The 21,066-nt window shown below is 59.7% G+C and carries 21 protein-coding genes; all 21 read right to left on the bottom strand.

The window, feature by feature from the left end; translation table 11 throughout:
* Position 1 precedes the first annotated feature (1 nt).
* The 21 genes from fliL to BMY54_RS25385 all read right to left on the bottom strand — a co-directional run bounded on the left by fliL (position 2) and on the right by BMY54_RS25385 (position 21,032).
* Complete coding sequence (gene fliL, locus BMY54_RS25485) at positions 2–505, bottom strand: flagellar basal body-associated protein FliL (protein WP_007920033.1); 504 nt, start codon at positions 503–505, stop codon at positions 2–4.
* Positions 506–1,272: 767 nt separating this feature from the next.
* A complete protein-coding gene (locus BMY54_RS25480) occupies positions 1,273–2,643 on the bottom strand; it encodes a flagellar hook-length control protein FliK (RefSeq protein WP_093439742.1) in 1,371 nt (456 codons plus the stop codon).
* Positions 2,644–2,747: 104 nt separating this feature from the next.
* Positions 2,748–3,095 (bottom strand): Hpt domain-containing protein, encoded by a 348-nt coding sequence (locus tag BMY54_RS25475; protein ID WP_093439737.1) that lies wholly within the window; start codon positions 3,093–3,095, stop codon positions 2,748–2,750.
* Positions 3,096–3,126: 31 nt separating this feature from the next.
* Complete coding sequence (locus tag BMY54_RS25470) at positions 3,127–4,830, bottom strand: ATP-binding SpoIIE family protein phosphatase (RefSeq protein WP_093439733.1); 1,704 nt, start codon at positions 4,828–4,830, stop codon at positions 3,127–3,129.
* 5 nt (positions 4,831–4,835) lie between these two features.
* On the bottom strand, positions 4,836–5,141 hold the full coding sequence (locus BMY54_RS25465) for an STAS domain-containing protein (RefSeq protein WP_093439728.1): 306 nt from the start codon (positions 5,139–5,141) through the stop codon (positions 4,836–4,838).
* A gap of 190 nt (positions 5,142–5,331) precedes the next feature.
* Positions 5,332–5,781: a flagellar export protein FliJ gene (gene fliJ / locus BMY54_RS25460; protein WP_093439724.1), complete on the bottom strand. Its 450-nt coding sequence runs from the start codon at positions 5,779–5,781 to the stop codon at positions 5,332–5,334.
* 6 nt (positions 5,782–5,787) lie between these two features.
* Positions 5,788–7,146, bottom strand: coding sequence for a flagellar protein export ATPase FliI (fliI, locus tag BMY54_RS25455; RefSeq protein WP_093439720.1), 1,359 nt, complete (start codon positions 7,144–7,146; stop codon positions 5,788–5,790).
* Positions 7,136–7,942 (bottom strand): flagellar assembly protein FliH, encoded by an 807-nt coding sequence (gene fliH / locus BMY54_RS25450; protein WP_093439716.1) that lies wholly within the window; start codon positions 7,940–7,942, stop codon positions 7,136–7,138. The genes fliI and fliH overlap by 11 nt, the downstream gene beginning before the upstream one ends.
* Before the next feature lie 4 nt (positions 7,943–7,946).
* Positions 7,947–8,966: a flagellar motor switch protein FliG gene (gene fliG, locus BMY54_RS25445; protein ID WP_016771079.1), complete on the bottom strand. Its 1,020-nt coding sequence runs from the start codon at positions 8,964–8,966 to the stop codon at positions 7,947–7,949.
* On the bottom strand, positions 8,959–10,746 hold the full coding sequence (fliF, locus tag BMY54_RS25440) for a flagellar basal-body MS-ring/collar protein FliF (protein WP_093439711.1): 1,788 nt from the start codon (positions 10,744–10,746) through the stop codon (positions 8,959–8,961). Before fliF ends, fliG begins: the two co-directional genes overlap by 8 nt.
* Positions 10,747–10,761: 15 nt before the next feature.
* Entirely contained in the window at positions 10,762–11,091 is a 330-nt protein-coding gene (gene fliE, locus BMY54_RS25435) for a flagellar hook-basal body complex protein FliE (RefSeq protein ID WP_007920044.1), read from the bottom strand.
* 128 nt (positions 11,092–11,219) lie between these two features.
* Positions 11,220–12,611 (bottom strand): sigma-54-dependent transcriptional regulator, encoded by a 1,392-nt coding sequence (locus BMY54_RS25430; protein WP_093439706.1) that lies wholly within the window; start codon positions 12,609–12,611, stop codon positions 11,220–11,222.
* A gap of 5 nt (positions 12,612–12,616) precedes the next feature.
* Positions 12,617–13,810, bottom strand: coding sequence for a sensor histidine kinase (locus BMY54_RS25425; RefSeq protein ID WP_175559666.1), 1,194 nt, complete (start codon positions 13,808–13,810; stop codon positions 12,617–12,619).
* Positions 13,811–13,935: 125 nt separating this feature from the next.
* Positions 13,936–15,411, bottom strand: coding sequence for a sigma-54 dependent transcriptional regulator (locus BMY54_RS25420; RefSeq protein ID WP_007920053.1), 1,476 nt, complete (start codon positions 15,409–15,411; stop codon positions 13,936–13,938).
* 172 nt (positions 15,412–15,583) lie between these two features.
* The gene (locus tag BMY54_RS25415; RefSeq protein WP_016984299.1) at positions 15,584–15,880 is read right to left on the bottom strand and encodes a flagellar protein FliT; all 297 of its coding nucleotides are present in this window, start codon (positions 15,878–15,880) and stop codon (positions 15,584–15,586) included.
* Between the two features lie 11 nt (positions 15,881–15,891).
* Positions 15,892–16,290, bottom strand: coding sequence for a flagellar export chaperone FliS (fliS, locus tag BMY54_RS25410; protein ID WP_093439698.1), 399 nt, complete (start codon positions 16,288–16,290; stop codon positions 15,892–15,894).
* Between the two features lie 129 nt (positions 16,291–16,419).
* Entirely contained in the window at positions 16,420–17,871 is a 1,452-nt protein-coding gene (gene fliD / locus BMY54_RS25405; RefSeq protein WP_093439694.1) for a flagellar filament capping protein FliD, read from the bottom strand.
* Between the two features lie 82 nt (positions 17,872–17,953).
* Positions 17,954–18,313: a flagellar protein FlaG gene (locus BMY54_RS25400; protein WP_093439690.1), complete on the bottom strand. Its 360-nt coding sequence runs from the start codon at positions 18,311–18,313 to the stop codon at positions 17,954–17,956.
* 72 nt (positions 18,314–18,385) lie between these two features.
* On the bottom strand, positions 18,386–19,237 hold the full coding sequence (locus tag BMY54_RS25395; protein WP_093439686.1) for a flagellin domain-containing protein: 852 nt from the start codon (positions 19,235–19,237) through the stop codon (positions 18,386–18,388).
* 242 nt (positions 19,238–19,479) lie between these two features.
* A complete protein-coding gene (locus tag BMY54_RS25390; RefSeq protein ID WP_093439676.1) occupies positions 19,480–19,746 on the bottom strand; it encodes a hypothetical protein in 267 nt (88 codons plus the stop codon).
* Positions 19,743–21,032 carry a motility associated factor glycosyltransferase family protein gene (locus tag BMY54_RS25385; protein WP_093439670.1) on the bottom strand — a complete coding sequence of 430 codons (1,290 nt, stop codon included), beginning with the start codon at positions 21,030–21,032 and terminating at the stop codon, positions 19,743–19,745. Before BMY54_RS25385 ends, BMY54_RS25390 begins: the two co-directional genes overlap by 4 nt.
* Positions 21,033–21,066: the final 34 nt, after the last annotated feature.

The following is a 21,066-nucleotide window of genomic DNA, read 5'->3' as shown; positions in this document are numbered from 1 at the left end:
CCTACTGCAGTACGAAATTAGTGAAAAGCAACTGTTCGATCACCACTTTGCCCAGCTCTTTCTGCGCCACTTCCTGGACGCTGGCGGTGGCCTTCTGGCGCAACATCTCCTGGCCGACCGGGGTCGCCAAGGTGGCGAAATCCTGACCGGAGAAGAGCATCACCAGGTTGTTGCGGATCACCGGCATGTGCACTTTGAGCGCTTCCAGATCAGCCTGATTACGCGCCAGCATGGTGATGCTCACCTGCATGTAGCGCTGACGGCCGTTCTGGTTGTAGTTGGCGACAAAGGCCGGCGCCATCGGCTCGAAAATCGCCGGCTGCTTGCCGACAGGCGCTGCATCAGCGGCTTCGGCAGGCTTGCTCTGAGCGCTGTGCATGAAGAACCAGGTCGCCCCCACGGACGCGCCAATGGCCAGCAGCAACGCCAGCACGATCACAATGATCAGCTTGAGTTTGCCTTTGGTTGCGGGGTCTTTCACTGCTGCTGTTTCGCTCTTCGCCATGCCAATAATCCGTCACTAATCGGGTTTTCACAGTCGCACGGCAAGGCAAGAGCAAGTGTTATGCCAGAAGTGTCGGCCGTAGCGCAGACAACGCCAAAGTCAAAGGCACACTCACCCCAGCCCTCTCCCGGAGGGAGAGGGGGCCGACCGAGGCGTCTTGCGTTAAACATCGACGTGAAAGACCCAGTCGATTAGAGATTCACAGCAGAAGTATCAGATCGGCGTACTTCAAGAGCATCCCCCAATCGGTCCCCTCTCCCTCTGGGAGAGGGCTAGGGTGAGGGTTTTCAGGTGGCCGACCGAAGTGCAAGACTCAAACACCGACCTGAAAGACCAAGTCGATTACGGATTCACAACAGGAGTATCCGGTCGACGTACTTCGCAAGCATCCCCCAATCAGTCCCCTCTCCCTCCGGGAGAGGGCTAGGGTGAGGGTTTTCAGGGGGCCGACCGAGGTGCAAGACGTCAAACACCGACCTGAAAGACCGAGTCGATTGGAGATTCACAGCAGAAGTATCAGATCGGCGTACTTCAAGAGCATCCCCCAATCAGTCCCCTCTCCCTCCGGGAGAGGGCTAGGGTGAGGGTTTTCAGGTGGCCGACCGAAGTGCAAGACGTCAAACATCGACCTGAAAGACCAAGTCGATTATGGATTCACAGCAGCAGTATCCGGTCGGCGCACTTCAAGAGCATCCCCCAATCAGTCCCCTCTCCCTCCGGGAGAGGGCTAGGCGGGCGGCGTTCCGATGAGGGGCTCTTGATTTTGCTCAGGCGTAGTAGTCGACCGCGCTGCTGCCAATCACGCTGGTGGTTTGAGCGGCGGCTTCAGCAATAGCGGCAGGCGCCAATTCGTCATCCGCCGAATCGAGGCGACCGCCGGCCGCGCTGGTGCGACCACTCTGGCCCTGCTGCGCCTGTTCCTGACCTTGTTGCCCCTGCCAGCCACGGTTCTGGTCGGAGACATTGACGTCGACCTGACCCATGCCCTGCTGGTTGAACATTTCGCGCAGGCGATGCATCTGGCCGTCCAGCGCTTCTCGCACGCTTGGATGCGCGCTCATAAAGGTCACTTGGGTCTGCTGGTCCGGAACCATGTTGACGCGAATATCCAATCGCCCCAGTTCAGCCGGCTGCAGCTGAATGTCCGCCGCCTTCAGATTGGCACTCGACAGATACATGACGCGATTGACCACTTCTTCAGTCCAGCCGCTCTGGTGCATGGCGATCGGCTGATTCACCGGTACCGCGTTCGCTGTCTTCGGCGTGGCCGCCTGCGTCAGTGCCGCCAGACGGTTGGCGAAGTCATCGACGCGGGTATCGCTGGTCGCAGTCTTGAGATCTTTGAGGCCATCGTCGATCAAGCCGCTGAACACTTTGTCACCACCCTGGCTGGTGCTGTCCTTGTCGGCTTGCACGTCGAGCATACTGGCCATGCCGGCGGCGAAGGTTTGCGCGGAAGTCAATTCACCGTCGGCCTGAGCCTGAGCCGGCGACGCTTTCGGTTGCGCCTGGCTGGCGGCGGAAATGTGCCCGCCCTGCTCCATCGCCATGCGTACCGCCGGCATCGAGTCGAGCGGGTCGGCCGAAGGGTCGAAATCGCTGTCGGTGGCCGGTGCCGGATCTTTGACCGTACCCGGCAGTGCGGCAAGCGCAGGCGTTTCGGCTTCAGGCTGGGCACTCGCGACGACCGCCGGAGTCTGCACAACTGGCGCCGTGACTACCGGCTGCACAGCGGTTGCCAATGCCGGATCGAGCGTCGGATCAACCGGCGCCGCGTCTACCACTGGCGTCTGGGCCGTGTCTGTGTTGTCGTCGCTGCTGGCGCTGCTGTCATCGGTCGCTGCGGTTTTGTCGGCAGGCAAGTCGTTGCCGCTATCGGCAACCGCCGGCTGTGCAGCGGCAGACTGATCTTTGCCGATGTCCTTTTTGCCGCTGTTGTCAGCGACCTTGTCGCGCGCCGACTTCGGCGAATTGTCAGCGGTGGCGACAGGCTTGCTCGACCCCTGATCGGCGAACACTTTAGCGAAGCTTGAGGCTTTATCCCCGGTGTCTACGGCCATAGCCGACGTTTTGGCCGAGGCAGCTTGCGCCTTGGCCTGAGCGGCATTCTGAAGAAGGATGTTGGGGGTCGCAGGCATGAAACGGTCTCCGCTGCACTGGGATCGTAGGTACAGTTGCAGAGATAACTGCAAGTGCCGGGCCAGTTTTGCCCGGCGCTCGTAAAAAGCGCCGGACGGCGGGATCAGTGCGTGTGAGCAGGATGTTTTTCGCTTTCATAAACCGGGCGAACTTCAGCAAATTCGCCACTGATCTGAGCGACCAGTTTGACTATTTCCGCCGGGCTCTTATTTTTGGCTTCCGACTCCAGCTCCTGGCAGAGCGCCGCCAAACGGACAGCCCCCATGTTGCTGGCGCTGCCCTTGAAGCTGTGGGCAACTTCCGACAAGGCCTTGGCATCCACCGCTTTTCGCAGATCAACCAAGCGACTTTCGGAATCCGTCAGAAAGGTATCCAGCAGCTCTGGATAACCATCCTCCATGACATCGCGCAGTACGCTCAGCGCCTCGCGATCAATATGTGTGTCAGTCACTTGTTCACTCCTTGATCAAGAATTGCGCGAATTATGCCTCAACCTCCCAGGAAAACTCCACGCAGGCACTACGACCTTCGTCCGACCAACTGGCGTTATGCCCCAATTGCCGGACCAGACTGACGCCGCGCCCCGACAAACGGACACCGTCCAGCGGCCTTTCCATGACTCGCGCCACATCAAAACCCTTGCCGCTGTCCTCAACGCGAATCACCAGCCGGCCGCCCTCGCCTTGTGGCTGCACCTGCAGATGCACACGGACAAAGCCATCCTGCAGCGCCTCCAGCCGATCGTTGCGCTGCTGATAATAGCGAGCAAAACCCGCCGCATCGCGCTTGAGGCTGGAGTCCAGACCCAGCACGCCATGTTCCAGCGCATTGGAATACAACTCGGCCAGCACGCTGTACAAAGCACCACTCTGCGCCCGCAACCCATGCACCTCAAGCAGCAACTGCAACAGGTACGGCAACGGATTGAAGCGCTTGAGCGTGGCGCCACGAAACTCGAAGCTCACCGACCAGTCGAGCGGACACGACTGGCCGCTGTCGGAATACACCGGCGCCGACGGTTTGACCTGCGCCGGCTCCAGCAGGCTGACCTCGACCATGCTGACATCGTCGCGCGCCTCGCCACGAAAATCCCGCAGCGCCTGCTCGATATCCTCGAACAAGCGATCCGGCTCGCGATTGGCGGCGAACACCTGCTGCAAACGCTCGACGCCGAACAGTTGATCACTGGCGTCACTGGTGTCGATCACCCCGTCGGACAACAGGAACACCCGATCACCGGCGGCCATCGGATGCACTTCCGTACGATCATCGAACGCCTGTGCACTCAGCACCCCCAACGGCAAGTGCCGCGCGGCCAGCGGCACACGCTCGCCAGTGGCAATCCGATGCAGATAACCGTCAGGCATGCCACCGTTCCACACTTCGACCGAACGCCGCTGAAAACTCAGGCACAGCAACGTGGCACAACAGAACATGTCCACCGGCAGGATGCGCTTGAGCTTGGCATTCATCTCGCGCAGGGTTTCGGCCAGGCCATAGCCCTTGGCGGTCATGCCGTAGAACACCTCGGCCAGGGGCATCGCCCCGACGGCTGCCGGCAGGCCATGGCCAGTGAAATCGCCTAACAGCACATGCATGTCCCCTGCCGGCGTGTAGGCCGCCAGCAGCAGGTCACCGTTGAACAAGGCATAGGGCGATTGCAGGTAGCGGATGTTCGGCGCACTCAGGCAACCGGAATGCGCCACTTTGTCGAAAACGGCTTTGGCCACACGCTGTTCGTTGAGCAGGTAATCATGGTGTTTGGCGATCAGGTCGCGCTGTTGCAGCACGGTTGCCTGCAAGCGGCGCAAGCGATCCATTGCCTTGATTTTGGCGGCGAGGATCACTTGGTTGTAGGGCTTCGCCAGAAAGTCGTCGCCACCAGCCTCCAGACAACGGGCCAGCGCTTCGCTTTCAGTCAGCGAGGTGAGGAAGATGATCGGCACCAGGGTTTCACCCGCCAGCGCCTTGATCTGCCGCGCGGCTTCGAAGCCGTCCATGACCGGCATCATCGCGTCCATCAGCACCAGATCGGGTTGCTGCTGGCGAAACAGATCGACCGCTTCGGCACCGTTGGCCGCCGTCAAGACGTTATGGCCCTGACGACGGACGATGGTCGACAGCAACAGGCGATCGGCGGCGCTGTCTTCGGCGATCAGTATGGTCAGCGGCTCCTGCGCCTGCATGGTCGTCAAGTGATGTCGAAGAGTTTGTCGAAATTGGAGATGGCGAGGATCTTCTTCACATCTGAGCTGCTGTTGACGACTCGCACGTCCGAGTTATCGCCGCCAGCGTGATCGCGCAGCAGGAGCAGCATGCCCAGTGCGGAGCTGTCGAGGTAGGTGGCTTCTTTCAGGTCGACCACAATGGACTCAGGCTTGGTGTCGAGCCGCTCATAGGAATCGCGAAACTCCTGATGGCGACCAAAATCAAATCGACCCTTGACGGAAATCGTCAGCTTTTGACCATCTGGAGAGACTTCTGTAACGACTGACATTGACTGGCTTCCTTGTCATTGACGAACCTGTACAAGGTTTAGCACTTGGTAGACCCATGGGCAAGGTGCAACACCGGATCAAATGTGGGAGCGAGCCTGCTCGCGAAGGCGTCGTGCCAGTCAACAATTGAGTCAGCTGACCGAATGCATTCGCGAGCAAGCTCGCTCCCACAGGGTTTCGCGGTGCAATTTAGAAGGGATTCTGTCGCGGCAAACGCTGTGACAGTTCATCGAGCAACTTCTGCTCGCGCTTGTCTTCGAGACGTTGCGCCTCTTCGCGATAACGCTGCACCAGTTTGCGCAAACCTTCGACCTTGGCGAACGCCTGTTGCCATTCCTCACGCGCCTTGTCGAGTTTGTTCTGGTGCCAGACCAGACTCTGGCGCTGCTGGTCGACGGCGGTGTCGAGTTGCGCCAGAAAGCCCTGAAAACCCAGCAGCCACTGCCCGCTCACGCCGGTACTGCCGCGCACGATCCATTGCTGCGAGTAATCCAGACGAAAGGCATTGAGGTCGGCGAGTTTGCTTTCTGCGACTTTGACCTGACCCTGAAAATAGCCCAGCCGTTGCACGGCGGTTTTCTCGGCCTGTTCGGCCATGTCCACCACCGGAGCCAGGCGCGCAGCGCGGCTGACGGCCATGGTCGGTTACCCGCCCGCCGCAGGGGCGAACAAGGTCTCGAGATAGGCCTGGCTTTCACCCATGTTGATTTTGTCGTTGAGGCCCTGACGCTGGTAGCGCACCAACTGCGGTTGCAGGGAAATCGCCAGATCGGTCTCGCGGTCGCCGCCGGCAACGTAGGCGCCGACGCTGATCAGATCGCGGCTCTGCTGATAACGCGACCACAACTGTTTGAAGTACTGCGCGCGCTGCATGTGTTCCGGCGAAACCACCGCCGGCATTACCCGGCTGATCGACGCTTCAATGTCGATGGCCGGATAGTGCCCTTCCTCGGCCAGACGCCGGGACAGCACGATGTGGCCATCAAGTACGCCTCGAGCCGAGTCGGCAATCGGATCCTGCTGGTCATCGCCTTCGGACAACACCGTATAGAACGCGGTAATCGAACCACCGCCCTTCTCCGCATTACCGGCACGCTCAACCAGTTTCGGCAATTTGGCGAACACCGACGGCGGATACCCCTTGGTTGCCGGCGGTTCGCCGATGGCCAAGGCGATTTCCCGCTGCGCCTGGGCGAAACGGGTCAGCGAATCCATCAGCAGCAGGACGTTCTTGCCCTTGTCGCGGAAATACTCGGCAATTCGCGTGCAATACATGGCGGCGCGCAGGCGCATCAGCGGCGCATCGTCCGCAGGGGATGCGACGACCACGGAACGCTTGAGACCTTCTTCACCGAGGATGTGCTCGATGAATTCCTTAACTTCTCGACCCCGCTCACCGATCAGGCCAACGACGATAATGTCGGCCTCGGTGAAGCGGGTCATCATGCCCAGCAACACCGATTTACCGACACCGGTACCGGCGAACAGACCCAGACGCTGGCCGCGACCGACCGTCAGCAAACCGTTGATGCAACGGATACCGACATCCAGCGGTACGCTGATCGGGTCACGGTTGAGCGGGTTGATCGTCGGGCCGTCCATTGGCACCCAGTCTTCGGCCTTCATCCCGCCCTTGCCGTCCAGCGCACGACCGGCGCCGTCGAGGACGCGCCCGAGCATGCTCATGCCCATCGGCAAGCGACCGGTATCAGCCAGTGGTACCACACGGGCGCCCGGGGCGATGCCGGCAACGCTGCCGACCGGCATCAGGAATACTTTGCTGCCGGAAAACCCCATGACTTCCGCTTCGACCTGGGACGGGTGATAGCTGTCGTCATTGATTACCAGGCAACGCGTGCCCATGGCGGCGCGCAGGCCTTCGGCTTCGAGGGTGAGGCCGACCATGCGCAGCAGGCGACCTTCAAGAATCGGCGCGCCGGCAATCTCGGTGGCCTCAGCGTAAGTGCTCAGGCGCTTGGCGAAACTGGTGCGTTCAAGGCGCATCGGGTTCGTCCGCGAGCGGCTCTTCAGGCGAGGCCGCCGGTTTTACGTCTTCGGGAATGTCCAGAGTCAGATCCGCTTCAGCCGGGTGCAACGCCTGCTCGTGCAACTGATCGAACAGTTTGGCCATGACCTGAGTGACGCGGGTTTCAATGCTCGCATCAATGCGGCTGTGCTCGGTTTCAACCCGGCAGCCACCCGGCAACAGCGCTTCGTCTTCGACAATGCGCCAGGTTTCCTCATGACGTTCGCGCAAAGCCTTGGCCTGCTCGAAGTCCTGCGGATTGACGTACAGACGCACATTGTCGACGCCCAGCGGCAACAGCTTGAGGGCATCGCGCATGACGTGTTCGATCTGGCTGGAATCGATGGCCAGCTCGCGCTTGATTACCTGTCTGGTGATGTGTTGCACGAGGTCGACCAGCGACTTTTCGATCTGCGTATCTTGCTCAGCGATGGGCTCGAACAGGTTCGCCATCAACTGCTCAAGGCTGGCAAGTTTTGCCGCCAGCGCCACTTCAGCTTCCTGACGAACCTTGAGCGTGGCGCTGTGAAAGCCTTCTTTCTCGCCGATGCCAAAGCCCTCGTTGTAAGCCTCCTGACGGATGCTTTCGAGTTCTTCCAGGGTCAGTGGCTGGACTTCTTCCAGCGGCACCTCTTCCATTTCCGGTGGTTCGGGTTCCGGCTCTGGCTCGGGTTCCGGTTTCGGCGGGTCGAAGCTGGGCATGGCCCAGGATTCGAAACCACGGACATCGCGGGCACGGATCAGATCCGTCACATCGTCGTCGTGCTTGTCCATGGGCTTAGATCATTTCCTCGCCACCCTTGCCACCGAGGACAATTTCGCCGGCTTCGGCCATACGACGGGCAATGGTGAGGATTTCTTTCTGTGCGGTTTCGACATCGCTGACGCGCACCGGGCCTTTGGCCTCGAGGTCGTCGCGCAACAGTTCGGCAGCACGTTTGGACATGTTCTTGAAGATCTTCTCTTTGACGCCTTCGTCCGAACCCTTGAGGGCCAGCACCAGCACGTCCGAGGACACTTCGCGCAGCAACGCCTGAATGCCACGGTCGTCGACATCGGCGAGGTTGTTGAACACGAACATGAGGTCTTCGATCTGACCGGACAGGTCTTCGTCGACTTCGCGGATCGAGTCCATGAGCTGGCCTTCGATCGAGCTGTCGAGGAAGTTCATGATGTCGGCCGCACGCTTGATGCCACCCAGGGTGGTGCGCGAGGCATTCGAGTTGCCGGAGAACTGCTTCTCGAGAATCTGGTTCAGCTCTTTCAGTGCTGCTGGCTGTACGGTGTTCAACGACGAGACGCGCAGGATGATGTCCAGACGCACCTTGTGGTCGAAGTTGCCCAGCACTTCACCGGCCTGATCCGGGTCGAGGTACGCGACCACGATTGCCTGAATCTGCGGGTGTTCGTAACGGATCACGTCGGCAACGGCGCGCGGCTCCATCCATTTCAGGCTGTCGAGGCCACTGGTGTTGCCACCGAGCAGGATGCGGTCGATCAGGCCGTTGGCCTTGTCTTCACCCAGGGCCTGGGTGAGCATTTTGCGCACGTAGTCGTCGGAACCGACGCCGAGGCTGGTCTGGTCGCCGACGATATCGACGAACTCGCTCATGACCTGCTCGACCTGCTCGCGATGGACGTTGCCCATCTGGGCCATGGCCACGCCGACACGCTGAACCTCTTTCGGGCCCATGTGGCGCAGCACTTGTGCGGCGTCGGTCGAACCCAGGGACAGCAGCAGAATCGCGGCTTTGTCGACCTTGGTCAGTTTGACGGTAGCGGCTCGGTTATCACTCATCTGCGTTAATCCACTCTTTCACGACCTGAGCCACGCGACCCGGATCCTCGGCCACCAGACTCTTGATTGCATTCAGTTGCGCGTCATAACCCTCACTTGGGCTCGGCAACAGAATGCTCTGCGGACCACCGAGGCTTACGCGGTCGTTGGCCAGGTCGCCGTCCAGGCCGCCCATCCCACCGAGTTCCACGTCGCTGCCCAGACCGGCCAGCTCCTTGCCTTTGCCGCCGCCGGTAATGTTGTTGAGCACCGGACGCAGCACACCAAACACCAGCACCAGGATGAACAACACACCCAGCACTTGTTTGACGATGTCCCAGAACCATGGCTGGGAGTAGAACGGAATATCGGCAATCACTTCGCCGCGCTCGGCGGAGAACGGCATGTTGATCACGCTGACGCTGTCGCCACGACTGGCGTCGAAACCGACGGCGTCCTGGACCAGACGGGTGAAACGCGCCAATTCGTCGGCGCTCCACGGCGCGCGTGTGGTTTCGCCGTTGGCCGCGTTGACCTTGACCTGATCGTCGACCACCACCGACACCGACAGGCGATTCAGGCGACCCTGCTGCTGTTTGGTGTGGCTGATGGAACGGTCGAGCTCGAAGTTCTTGGTCGATTGTTGACGCTTGTCTGCCGGGTATGGCGCGAGCATCGGCTGGCCGGTGGCCGGGTCCATGATCTGCTGACCGTTAGCGTCAACCAATGGCTGACCTGGCTGCACCATAGCGGCCGGCGCTGCAGCGCCACCGGTGGTTTGCGGCGCCGAGGCTGGCGACGGCGGCTGGTTGCTCAGGGCACCCGGCACACCTTGCGGGCCATTGCTGGCGGTGCGTTGTTCGTTGACCGACTGCTCGCTGCGCAACGCCGGTTGATCCGGGTTGAACTGCTCGGCAGTCGACTCGACGGCATTGAAATCGATGTCGGCCGAGACCTCAGCCTTGTAGCGATCATTGCCCAATACCGGCTGCAGAATGTTGTGCACGCGCTGGGTGAGCATGCTTTCCATGCGGCGGCTGTAATCGAACTGCTTGCCGGCCATGGTCATTTCGGAGTTCTCCGCCTGATCAGAGAGCAGGTTGCCCTTCTGGTCGACGACGGTGATCTGCGACTTGCTCAATTCAGGAACGGAGGTGGCCACCAGATTAATGATCGCCACCACCTGCCCCGGCTCCAGCGAACGACCGGAATACAACTCGACCAGAATCGAAGCACTTGGCTTGCGTTCATCACGCACGAACACCGAACTCTTCGGAATCGCCAGGTGCACGCGGGCACCCTTGACGTTGTTCAAGCTGGAGATGGTCCGCGCCAGTTCACCTTCGAGGCCACGACGGTAGCGCGTCGCTTCCATGAACTGACTGGTGCCCAGCCCCTGTTCCTTGTCGAGGATTTCAAAACCGATGTTGCCGTCGCTGGGAGTGACACCAGCAGCGGCGAGTTTCATCCGCGCACGGGACAGGTCATCGGCCTTGACCAGCAAGGCGCCGGAGTTCGGTTCGACGGTGTAAGGAATGTCAGCAGAGGCCAGGGTGTCCATGACCTGCTTGGCGTCCATGCCGGCAAGGCTGCCGTACAACGGACGGTAATCCGGCTGCTGCGACCACAGCACCACGGCAAAGCCAATCGCCACGCTCGCAGCCAGGCCGACCAACAGGCCCACCTGACGCAGCATGGTCATCTCGGAGAGGTTTTCCAGGAAGGACAGGCCGAACAGCGGCGGTTTGCCGTCTATCGGGGTGGCCTTGGCCGGAACGTTATCGGCGACTGCTTCTGCCATGACTCAATCTCGTCCTTAAACCGGCATCTGCATGATGTCTTGATAAGCCTGAACCAGCTTGTTGCGCACCTGGGTCAGAGCCTGGAACGACACGCTGGCTTTTTGCGAAGCGATCATCACGTCCGTCAGATCGACGCCGCTCTTGCCCACTTCGAATGCGTTGGCCAACTGAGTCGACGCGGTCTGGGTATCGCTGACCTTGTTGATCGCCTGACCGAGCATGTCGGAAAAGCTGCTGCCTCCCAACTCAGGGACAGCGGTCGTCGATTTCGGCGCAGACATGGCATCCAGCTTCATGGCCTTCATGTCTGTCATCAACCGATTAAATTCAATACCTTGGCTCATGGTCTACTCTCTTGGGCGGCCCGCAATTTTTTGACACTCACTCGGCGGGTACACAGGTATTAGCAACAAGGGTGCCAGCTCATGGGCACCCCTTTCAGAAAAGCGTTTTCAAATCGTTGCGCCAGACGTCAGGTGGCGAACAGATAACCTTCGACGTCCATCCCGGCATCGCGCATTTGCGCCAGCTTGTAGCGCAGGGTGCGCGGGCTGATACCGAGCTTTTCCGCCGCTTCCTTTCGTCGGCCGCGCTCGGCGCGCAGGGTGTCGATGATCATCTGAAACTCCCGGCGCCGCAGGTCATCGCCCAATGCACCGGCGGAATCCGCTTCGATTTCCACCTCGCGAAGCACCGCTGACACCGGCGCGACGACGGGCATCGCGGTGTACGTCACGGGACCGGCCAGACAGAAATCCTGCGGCTGAATCAAACCGCCCTGCTGCAAGATCAGCGCACGCTGAATGGCGTTATCCAGCTCACGCACATTGCCCGGCCACGGGTAAGCGGTCAGGCAAGCTTGCGCTTCAGGTGAGAGTTTCGCCGCCGCGTGCTTCATTTTATTGACGTGTTTGGCCAGCAACCTTTCGGCCAGCGGCAGGATATCGGCAGTGCGCTCGCGAAGTGGACGCCAGGCCAAGGGGAAAACCGACAAACGGTAAAAAAGATCCTCACGGAAACGCCCCGCCGCCACTTCGCCCGCCAGATCGCGGTTGGTGGTAGCGACCACGCGAATATCCAGGGCAATCGGTTTACGCGCCCCGACGCGCTCGACCTCGCGCTCCTGCAACACGCGCAGGAGTTTGGCTTGCAGGCCGAGGGGCATTTCGGAGATTTCGTCGAGCAACAGCGTGCCACCGTCGGCTTGTTCGAACTTGCCGGCCTGCGCCGCGATGGCGCCGGTGAACGAACCCTTCTCGTGGCCGAACAACGTGGCTTCGAGCATGTTGTCCGGGATCGCCGCACAGTTGATCGCAATGAACGGCTGGCTGGCGCGATGGGATTGCTGGTGAATGTAGCGCGCCAACACTTCTTTACCGGTGCCGGATTCGCCGGAGATCAGCACTGTCGAATCGCTGCGCGCCACCCGCGCTGCCAGCTCCAGCAACTGCGCACTGGCCGGCTCGACGGCCACCGGACCGTCGCCGTCGCTTGTGCCAATACTGCCTAGCGCATGCCGTGCCACCAGATCCAGCAAGGCCTTGGGTTCAAACGGCTTGACCAGATAGTCGGCCGCGCCCTGGCGCATCGCATCGACCGCACGCTCGACCGCGCCGTGCGCCGTCATCAGCAACACCGGCAATTGCGGTTGGCGGGCCCGCAACAGCGAGAGCAACTGGTGACCGTCCATGCCCGGCATGTTGACGTCGCTGACCACCAGATTGAACGCCTCACGCGCCACCGCCGTCAGCGCGTCTTCAGCGCAGCCGACCGCGTGGTAATCGTGCCCGGCCAGCAACAACGTATCGGCCAGCGCCTCGCGCAATGAGCGGTCATCCTCGACCAGCAAAACCTTGATGCCCATGTCTTTTACTCAGCTCCGTGTACAGCGGAAAACAGCGGCAGGATCACCTGCGCGCACGTGCCGCGCCCGACCCGCGAACGCAGCAGCAATTCTCCCTGATGCGCGCGGGCCACAGCCTTGACCACGGTCAGGCCGAGGCCGGTGCCGGTGACTTTGGTGGTAAAAAATGGCTCGCCAAGCCGCGCCAGAACCGCAGGCTCGATGCCGCTGCCACTGTCGCTGATACTCAGATGCAGGTTGTTGTCACGGGTGTAGCAATGCACTTTCAGGCGGACGTCGCCGACACTGGCCTGAATGGCGTTTTCGATCAGGTTCAGCAGCGCTCCGACCAGCGTGTCGCGGTTGCACAGCAGCTCACCGGCATGACTGTCGCACTGCCAGCGGATGGGCAGATCCTGGACATGCGTCAGCGCCGCCGCTTGCAGTGCCTGCATTAAGGTATTCGGGGTCAAGCGATCGGTCAGCGGCAACTCGCCGCGAGCGAAGACCAGCATGTCGCGCACCTGGTGCTCGAGCTCGTGCAGGCGCTCTTTCAGGCGCCCGGCGAAACGCTGCTGGGTAGCGACCGGCAATTGCTGCTCAGTCAAATGACTGGCGTAGAGCAAAGCAGCGGATAGCGGCGTGCGGATCTGATGGGCCAGCGAGGCGACCATGCGCCCCAGCGAGGACAAGCGCTCGTGGCGTGCCAGTTGATCTTGCAGATGACGGGTTTCTGTCAGGTCATTGAGCAGCACCAGTTGCCCCGGCTCGGCATCCAGCGAACGGGTTGCGATCGACAGGCGTCGACCATTTTTCAAGGAAACTTCATGACCGTCGTCTTCACGCGGGGCAAAGCAACGCGCAATCACATGGCGCCACAGCTCGCCCTCAAGCGGCAAGCCGAGCAGTTCGATAGCGGCAGGATTAGATTCGCGCACCATGCCGTGACCGTCGATGACGATGACGCCACCGGGCAACAGATCAAGGAGGTTTTGCAGGCGGTTGGCCAAGCGTTCTTTTTCCGCCAGCTCCTGCATGCGCTGGGCACTGACGACTGCGAGCTCACCCTTGAGCTCGGTTACCCGTGCCTCAAGCATGCTGTAGGAGTCCGTCAGTTGGCTGGACATCTGGCTGAACAGCTCGAATGCCTGCTCCAGGCCCTGTCGGCTTGCCTGCTCTACGGAGGACGGCTGCCCCTCGGGACTGGAGGCAGTAGACATCTGGGCGTGGGGCATTGTGCTTTCTCGCTTGGCTGACCGTCAGTTAAACGGAACGTTGCGAGGGCTGTAGCAATACCCGTGCCTAAAAAAAACTGCTTATAAATGAAGCAGTTGAAAAACAGGCGTCAATCCTCCGCCTGTTCATCTCCATCGCGCCGGCTCATGCCGTACTTGCGCATCTTCTCCACCAGGGTGGTGCGACGGATACGCAGGCGTTCAGCCGCACGCGCCACAATGCCATTGGCATCGTCCAGCGCCTGCTGAATCAGGCCTTGCTCCAGACCACCGAGGTAGTCTTTCAGGTCCAGGCCTTCCGGCGGCAGCATGGCGTTGGCGGTGAAGTCCGGCGTATGGCCGTTGATCGCCACGCGCTCTTCGAGATCGCTGCGCAGGCTGTCGACCATTTGCTCGTCTTCGTCGTCGACATAGCGGAATTTCTTCGGCAGCTCGACCACGCCGATCACCCCGTACGGATGCATGATCGCCATGCGCTCCACCAGGTTGGCCAGCTCGCGGACGTTGCCCGGCCAGCCGTGACGGCACAGCGACATGATCGCTGCCGAGTTGAAGCGGATCGAACCGCGCTTCTCGTGCTCCATGCGCGAGATCAGTTCGTTCATCAGCAACGGAATGTCTTCGACGCGCTCACGCAGCGGCGCCATCTCGATCGGGAACACGTTCAGGCGATAGTAAAGGTCTTCGCGGAAGGTGCCGATCTCGATCATGCTTTCGAGATTCTTGTGGGTCGCGGCGATGATGCGCACATCGACGCTCTGGGTCTTGTTGCTGCCCACGCGCTCGAAGGTGCGCTCCTGCAGGACGCGCAGCAGCTTGACCTGCATCGGCAGCGGCATGTCGCCGATTTCGTCGAGGAACAGGGTCCCGCCATTGGCCAGTTCGAAGCGGCCGGCACGGCTGGTGATCGCGCCGGTAAAGGCGCCCTTCTCGTGACCGAACAATTCGCTTTCGAGCAGCTCTGCCGGGATCGCCCCGCAGTTGACCGGCACGAATGGTGCGTCGCGGCGCTTGGAATGGTAATGCAGGTTGCGCGCAACCACTTCCTTGCCAGTGCCGGACTCACCGAGGATCAGTACGCTGGCATCGGTGTCGGCGACTTGCTGCATCATCTGGCGCACGTGCTGAATCGCACGGCTGGTGCCGACAAGGCTGCGGAACAGATTGGGTTCGCGATGACGACCGCGCTCGCGTGCCTGGTCGTACATCTCGCGATAGACCTGGGCACGGTGCAGGGAGTCGAGCAATTTGCTGTAGCTGGGAGGCATTTCGAGGGTCGAAAGCACTCGGCGACGCTGGTCTTCAGGCAAGTCAACGGAAGAATTATCGCCCATCAACAAAACCGGAAGGAACTCATCCCAGGTTGAGAGTGTCTTTAGCAAGCCCAAAAGCGCACCAGGAGCATTAACCGTCCCGATCAGTACGCAAATGACCTCACGACTAGACGACAAAGAGCCGACTGCCTGCTGCCAGTCATGGCTGCCGCAGGGTAAATTTTCTTCGCCAAGAAAATTTAGAATCACCGCCAGGTCGCGGCGGCGGACGCTATCGTCATCGATCAGCAGAATTTTGGTTTCACGCCACATGCAATAGCAACTTCCCTAGTCAACTCAATGCCCAAAATAAGGGGCAAGCGAGACGCTTGCAGGACACCATGTGCCTGTAGACGCCTGAAATCTGAAAACAGCCACTAGTTAAGTCAAAAAACCGTGCACAGTCAAATTTATGGCGCACATGTCTGGATTAACTGGGGGTTAATTAACCAAACAGATGGTAAACCTTTGCCGCCTTTTGCGCTTGCGTGATCTGCGACATCTCGTTGGCTATCGCCTGCCGCTCACCCATGGCCACCTCGAGAAGCTCCTTGTAGACGTGGAGCAACTCCTCAAGGTTGTCGCGCAACGCGACCTCGTCCAGCGCAGCCTCAGCCATGACGTCTTCCATGCAGGAACGGCAAGCCAGATCCAGTTCACCAATGGCTTCCCAATTGCGTTCAGCGAGTGCAGTAACCAACGCTTCTCGGGTATCGGCGATTCGCTGCAATACAAGACTCATGACGATCTCCTTTAAAACTGCGGAGCAGGCACAGGGGCAATAGCATCCCAGCCTTCCTTGACCGTGCTCAGCAAGCCGGCAACCTCATCAAGAATGCGCAGGTCGCTGCTGATGTTCGCCTCGGCGAGGCGCTTCATCATGTAGATATACAGCCCGTCCAGATCAGCCAGAGTATCTGCGCTGTTCTCCAGATCAAGACCTTCACGCAGACCGCTGACAATGCCAATCGCCTTGCTGATCGAAGTGCATTTGCCAGGAATGTCCTTGCGCTCGATGGCGCCTTTGGCCTGAGCGATACGGGCCAGACCACCTTCCATCAACATTTGCACCAGACGGTGCGGGCTCGCTTCGGATGTCTGAGCGTGTGCGCCGACTTTCTGATACTGCCGAAGGGCTAACATCGGATTCATGTTCTACCTCATTGCCACAATGACTCGTATAACCAGTGTATCGCCAACGAATCACAGAACTTTAGATCAAAAGACAAAAACCCGGCGCACGCCGATGAAGCGTAGCCGGGTTTTTGTCGTGCCCGCCTTTTACTTCGCGGACTGCTGAGCGTTCAGCGAGCTGAAGAACGACGTAATGTTGCTCGCCGTAGCCTTCATCTGCCCTACCAGCAAGTCCATGGCGTTGTACTTGGCCGTCAGCGTTGCCGTCAGGCTGGTGACGCGAAGATCCAGGGCTGTCTGCTGCTTTTGCAGAGCAGTGGTTCGACTCGTCAGGTTGGTACTGCGCTGATCAAGCAGACCGCCCGTTTTCGAATACGGATCAAGCGCGGTATTCATGCGCGACAACAAGCCGTTTTTGGCGTCGGTACCGCTGAACAACTGCTGAACCTGACCGGCCATGCCCGGGGTTTCCATGCGCGTTTTGAACACCGCGGTGTCGAGCGTCAGCAAACCGGTTTTGCTGTCAGTCAGAACACCCATCTGCGACAGCACGGTCAATTGCCCTGGCCCGCCCGCCCCTGGAGCGGTCAGTTGAGCACGCACATCCGCCATCAGCGAACGCGGCAATGCATCACCAGTGAACGCCGCAGACACCGTCAGATTGCCATCCTCGTCCGCCGTAGCCTTGGACAGCGTGTCAACGGTTTTCTTCAGGGTGTTGTAGGAATCGATGAACGACTGCAGAGACGTCTGGATGCCTGTTGTGTTGGTCGCTACCGAGACGGTCGCAGCGGTTTGCTTACCACTCGCGTCCACAGGACTGGCGGTAACAAGATTCAGCGTCATGCCGCTGATTGCACCGGTCACCGTATTGGACTTGCTGGTGACAGTCAGCCCGTCGATGGTCAGGATTGCATCCTTGGCCACATCTTCGACCGCACCCGATGCACCCGCCGCAGGCGAACTGCCCATTGGCTGAGTCCCATCGATTTCCAGACCCGCGATACCGCTGACCTTGAGGTCCATGCCCGCGCCGGTCTTGTTCGAACTGAGCACCAGGCGCGAGGCACCTGTGCTGTCAGTCACGATGTTGGCAGAGATACCATTGGCCGACTGCGCGGTGTTGATCGCGTCTCGCGTCGACTGCAAGGTGGCATTGGCCGGAATCGTGACAGGGTAATCAGTGCCATTCTGAGTGATTTTCAGAGTACCACTCGGAATGGCACTGGTGGCACCGCCGGCAAAGGCGGCGCTGGCTACTTTCGAGCCGGTGGCCAGGTTCTTCACGACAACACTGTAGGTACCAGGCACGGCAGTCTTGTCCGACGTTGCACCGAGCACAGCCGGGGTGTCCGACGTCGCGGTGAAACCGGCGAACGCAGGGCTCGACGCACTGTTCAGGTCAGTCATCGACTTCTGGAACGCGGCCAGCGCACTTTTCAGCGAACCAACACCGGAAATCTTCAGCGAGTTGGTTTTCGTCTGCGTGTCGATCTGGGTCTGCTTGGCAGACTTGTCGGCGTTTACCAGCGCGGTCACGATCGCGCCGATGTCCAGGCCGGAACCCAGTCCGGAACCCGGTAGAATTGGACTTGCCATGTGCATCTCCCTTCAGATTGTTGCCATTCTTTTGACCGTTACACGCATCTTGAGAACGGACAAACATAATTCATGCCAGCTATCAGACTTTGGCGTCAAACAATACGTGACTCGCATTGGCGAGGCTGTCTGCCAGCTTGAGGGCTTCTGCGGAGGGAATCTGTCGTACGACCTCACCCGTCTCGCTTGCGATCACCTTGACGATGACCTTTCCGGAATGCTCATCGATCGAGAACTCCAGATTGCGCTTGATCGATTGGACGAACTTCTCGATCTCCTGCACTGCCAGTTTCAGCTTGGCGTCATCCGTGCCCTGACTTTTCCTGTCAGCGACCGGCGCTTCGACCTTGGCAACTTTTGGCGTCTCTGACGGCTTGTCAGCAACAGGTGTCGCTGGCTTGGGAGCCGGATAAGACACGTTAAGCTTTACGCTCATGTCCATGCCCATCACCTCCTAACGAAAAAAGCGAGAGAGCGCGACCAGCGCACTCCCCCGCTCAAACTCATTCCGAAATTACTGAAGCAGCTTCAGTACAGCGGAAGGCAGTTGGTTGGCTTGAGCCAGAACAGAGGTCGAAGCCTGTTGCAGGGTTTGCTGCTTGGTCAGGTTAGCAGTCTCTGCGGCGAAGTCGGTATCTTGTACGCGACCTTGTGCAGCAGTGGTGTTCTCGGTGATGTTCTGCAAGTTCTGGATGGTGCTGGTCAGACGGTTTTGCGAAGCACCCAGGCTGGCACGAGTTGCACCGATGGCAGCGATTGCAGCGTCGATCGCGGTGATCGCGTTGTCGATGTTCTGCGAAGCGCCAGTTACGTTAGCACCGGTCAGGGACAGAGTACCGCTACCTACCGACAGGCTTACTGCGTCGAACTTGGAGCTCAGTACCAGGTCGATGTGGTTAGCCGAACCGGTGTTTGCGCCCACTTGCAGGGTCACAGTACCAGCCGAACCGTCCAGCAGGTTTTTGCCGTTCAGGTTGGTCGAAGCCGAGATACGGGTGATCTCGTCGGACATCTGAGCGAATTCAGCGTTGGTAGCGGTCTGGTCAGCAGTGCCGTTGGTACCGTTACGTGCTTTAACAGCCAGTTCACGCATACGCTGCAGGATGTCGGTAGTAGCTTGCAGAGCGCCTTCAGCGGTCTGGGCAACGGAGATACCGTCGTTGGCGTTCTGGATGGCTTGGGTGTTACCACGGATCTGCGAGGACATACGGTTCGAGATCTGCAGGCCAGCGGCGTCGTCTTTAGCGCTGTTGATTTTCAGGCCGGAAGACAGGCGCTGCATCGAAGTTGACAGAGCGTCGGAAGCGCGGTTCAGGTTTTTCTGAACGTTCAACGACGTGGTGTTGGTGTTTACTGTTAAAGCCATGACGAATTCCTCGTTGGTTGGGTACTGCGGCTTCCGGCCCTGGCAACCGCCGGGTATGGCCTAGAGAACCTTCGTAATAGTTATCGTCGGGTTTGCAGGTTGCTTGAGGGCTTTTTGAAAAAAATTTGCCATCACCCTGCCACCCCCGAGAAAACAAAGACTTAGCAGTACGTCAGCCGCAAAAAAATGACGTCATAAAACCGACTGCCGCGCAAAGCTGCGGGCCAGTGCTGTCGGCGTGTTCAGACCGAAATACTTTCCAGCAACTCGATCAATTCGTACTCCATATAATCAGCCAGCCCCAACCAGTCCTGGCGCTCCTGACATTCGAGCATTTGCGCGAGCACCTGCACCCACATTTGCTGGACATCCGCAGACCCCGAGAGCAGCAACTGCTGTGCATCTTCGAAAATATCAACCATGCCCAGCGCTGCCTCGACATCCCGCCCCAGCCGAAACAGACCGGCACACTGACGGCATTCACCGATGCACTTTTTCATCGCCGTCATTGCACAAACTCCTGATTGAATTGCGTCCCGGCGATCAGCGCACCCGCCCTGCTGCTGTTGAAGAACTCAACGTGCGGATGCGCAGCGATGTAACGTTCCAGCACACACAGGTAACCGCGAAAGTTGAGCTGGGTACTGACTCGCTGTCCCTGCCCATCGCGCACCCAGTGCCGCGCCTGATTCACACCCGGCCCCAGATCGCCATCGCTCCAGCCCGCGTGAGTCTTGTTCATCGGGAAGGCGAAATCGGCGCCAAATAGCGTGATGCGAGACGCGCCCATTTGCACCGCCAGATCGACCGCCGGATGGATCACGCTGCCGCCGACGTGCAGCAGCGCGCGCGGATGCTGTTCACGCAACCCGGCGTAGACCGGACTGGCCGAGTAACCGCCATAGCGCTTGCCCTTCCAGGCCCGCAGAACTTCGGGATCGCTCATGGGCAAATACACCAGCGGGATACCGTCAGACGCCTCGAACGGCAAATGACGGAAGCTGATGCGCTGATCAATGGTCACCACCAGATCCGGAACGATCCCGTGCTCAATCAACGGCCGATACGCCGTGTCGACACAGATGAACAGCGGGCGCTGAGCCTGAGTCCGGAGCGCTGCCAATCGTTCAAAGTGCCCTTCCAGAGTCGGCCCGGTAGCGATCACATAGATCTCGCGATCGGTGCAGGTACCAAACAACTGCGCCACATCGTCATCACCCAGCAGCACCGGCAAGCAGTCCTGCAAGCGCTGTTGAATGAACGGCGACTGCGCGTCGAATTCGCGATTGTTAAAACTCAGATGGACTTCATTGACCAGCCGATCGCGAATCTTCGCGTTGTAGTCATCAGCCAGCAACATCTCGGCAGGCAGGGCAAAAAACGGCGTGAACAAGTCCGGATGATCGGCAGCGTAAAACAACTCGACCCGCGGGTCTTCCAGCCACTGACGCTGATCGAGCAGTTGCACCACTAGCGCAAACAGCGCGCCATTGAGGATGTGCACGTACAAGCGTTGCAATCCCGTCCGCTCAAGCAGCACACCGGGCAAATCACCGAGACCGGTGCCATAGACGTGCAGTTGCGCCTTGTCCGGCAGGCTGGCCGCCTGAATCTGCGCTTCATGGAGGCGATCGTGACGACTGGTGAGCTGGATGCCGTTGATGCTCAGCGTCGAGCCTAGCCCCTCAACCAATTGAGCCGCAATGGCCGTACTGTCTTGCGCCATCAGTCGTTCGAACAGCGCCGGCCAGCGCCGTTGCAACACCTCGGCATTGGCTTGAAAAAACTCGCTCATGGCGCCTCGCGCTCCCTTCCAGGCAAAAAAATAG

The sequence above is a fragment of the Pseudomonas sp. ok266 genome (assembly GCF_900110195.1).
In the GTDB taxonomy this organism is placed as follows: Bacteria; Pseudomonadota; Gammaproteobacteria; order Pseudomonadales; family Pseudomonadaceae; genus Aquipseudomonas; species Aquipseudomonas neuropathica.
Note: the sequence above shows the minus strand (reverse complement) of the source record. Positions and strands in the feature narration are given on the sequence as shown.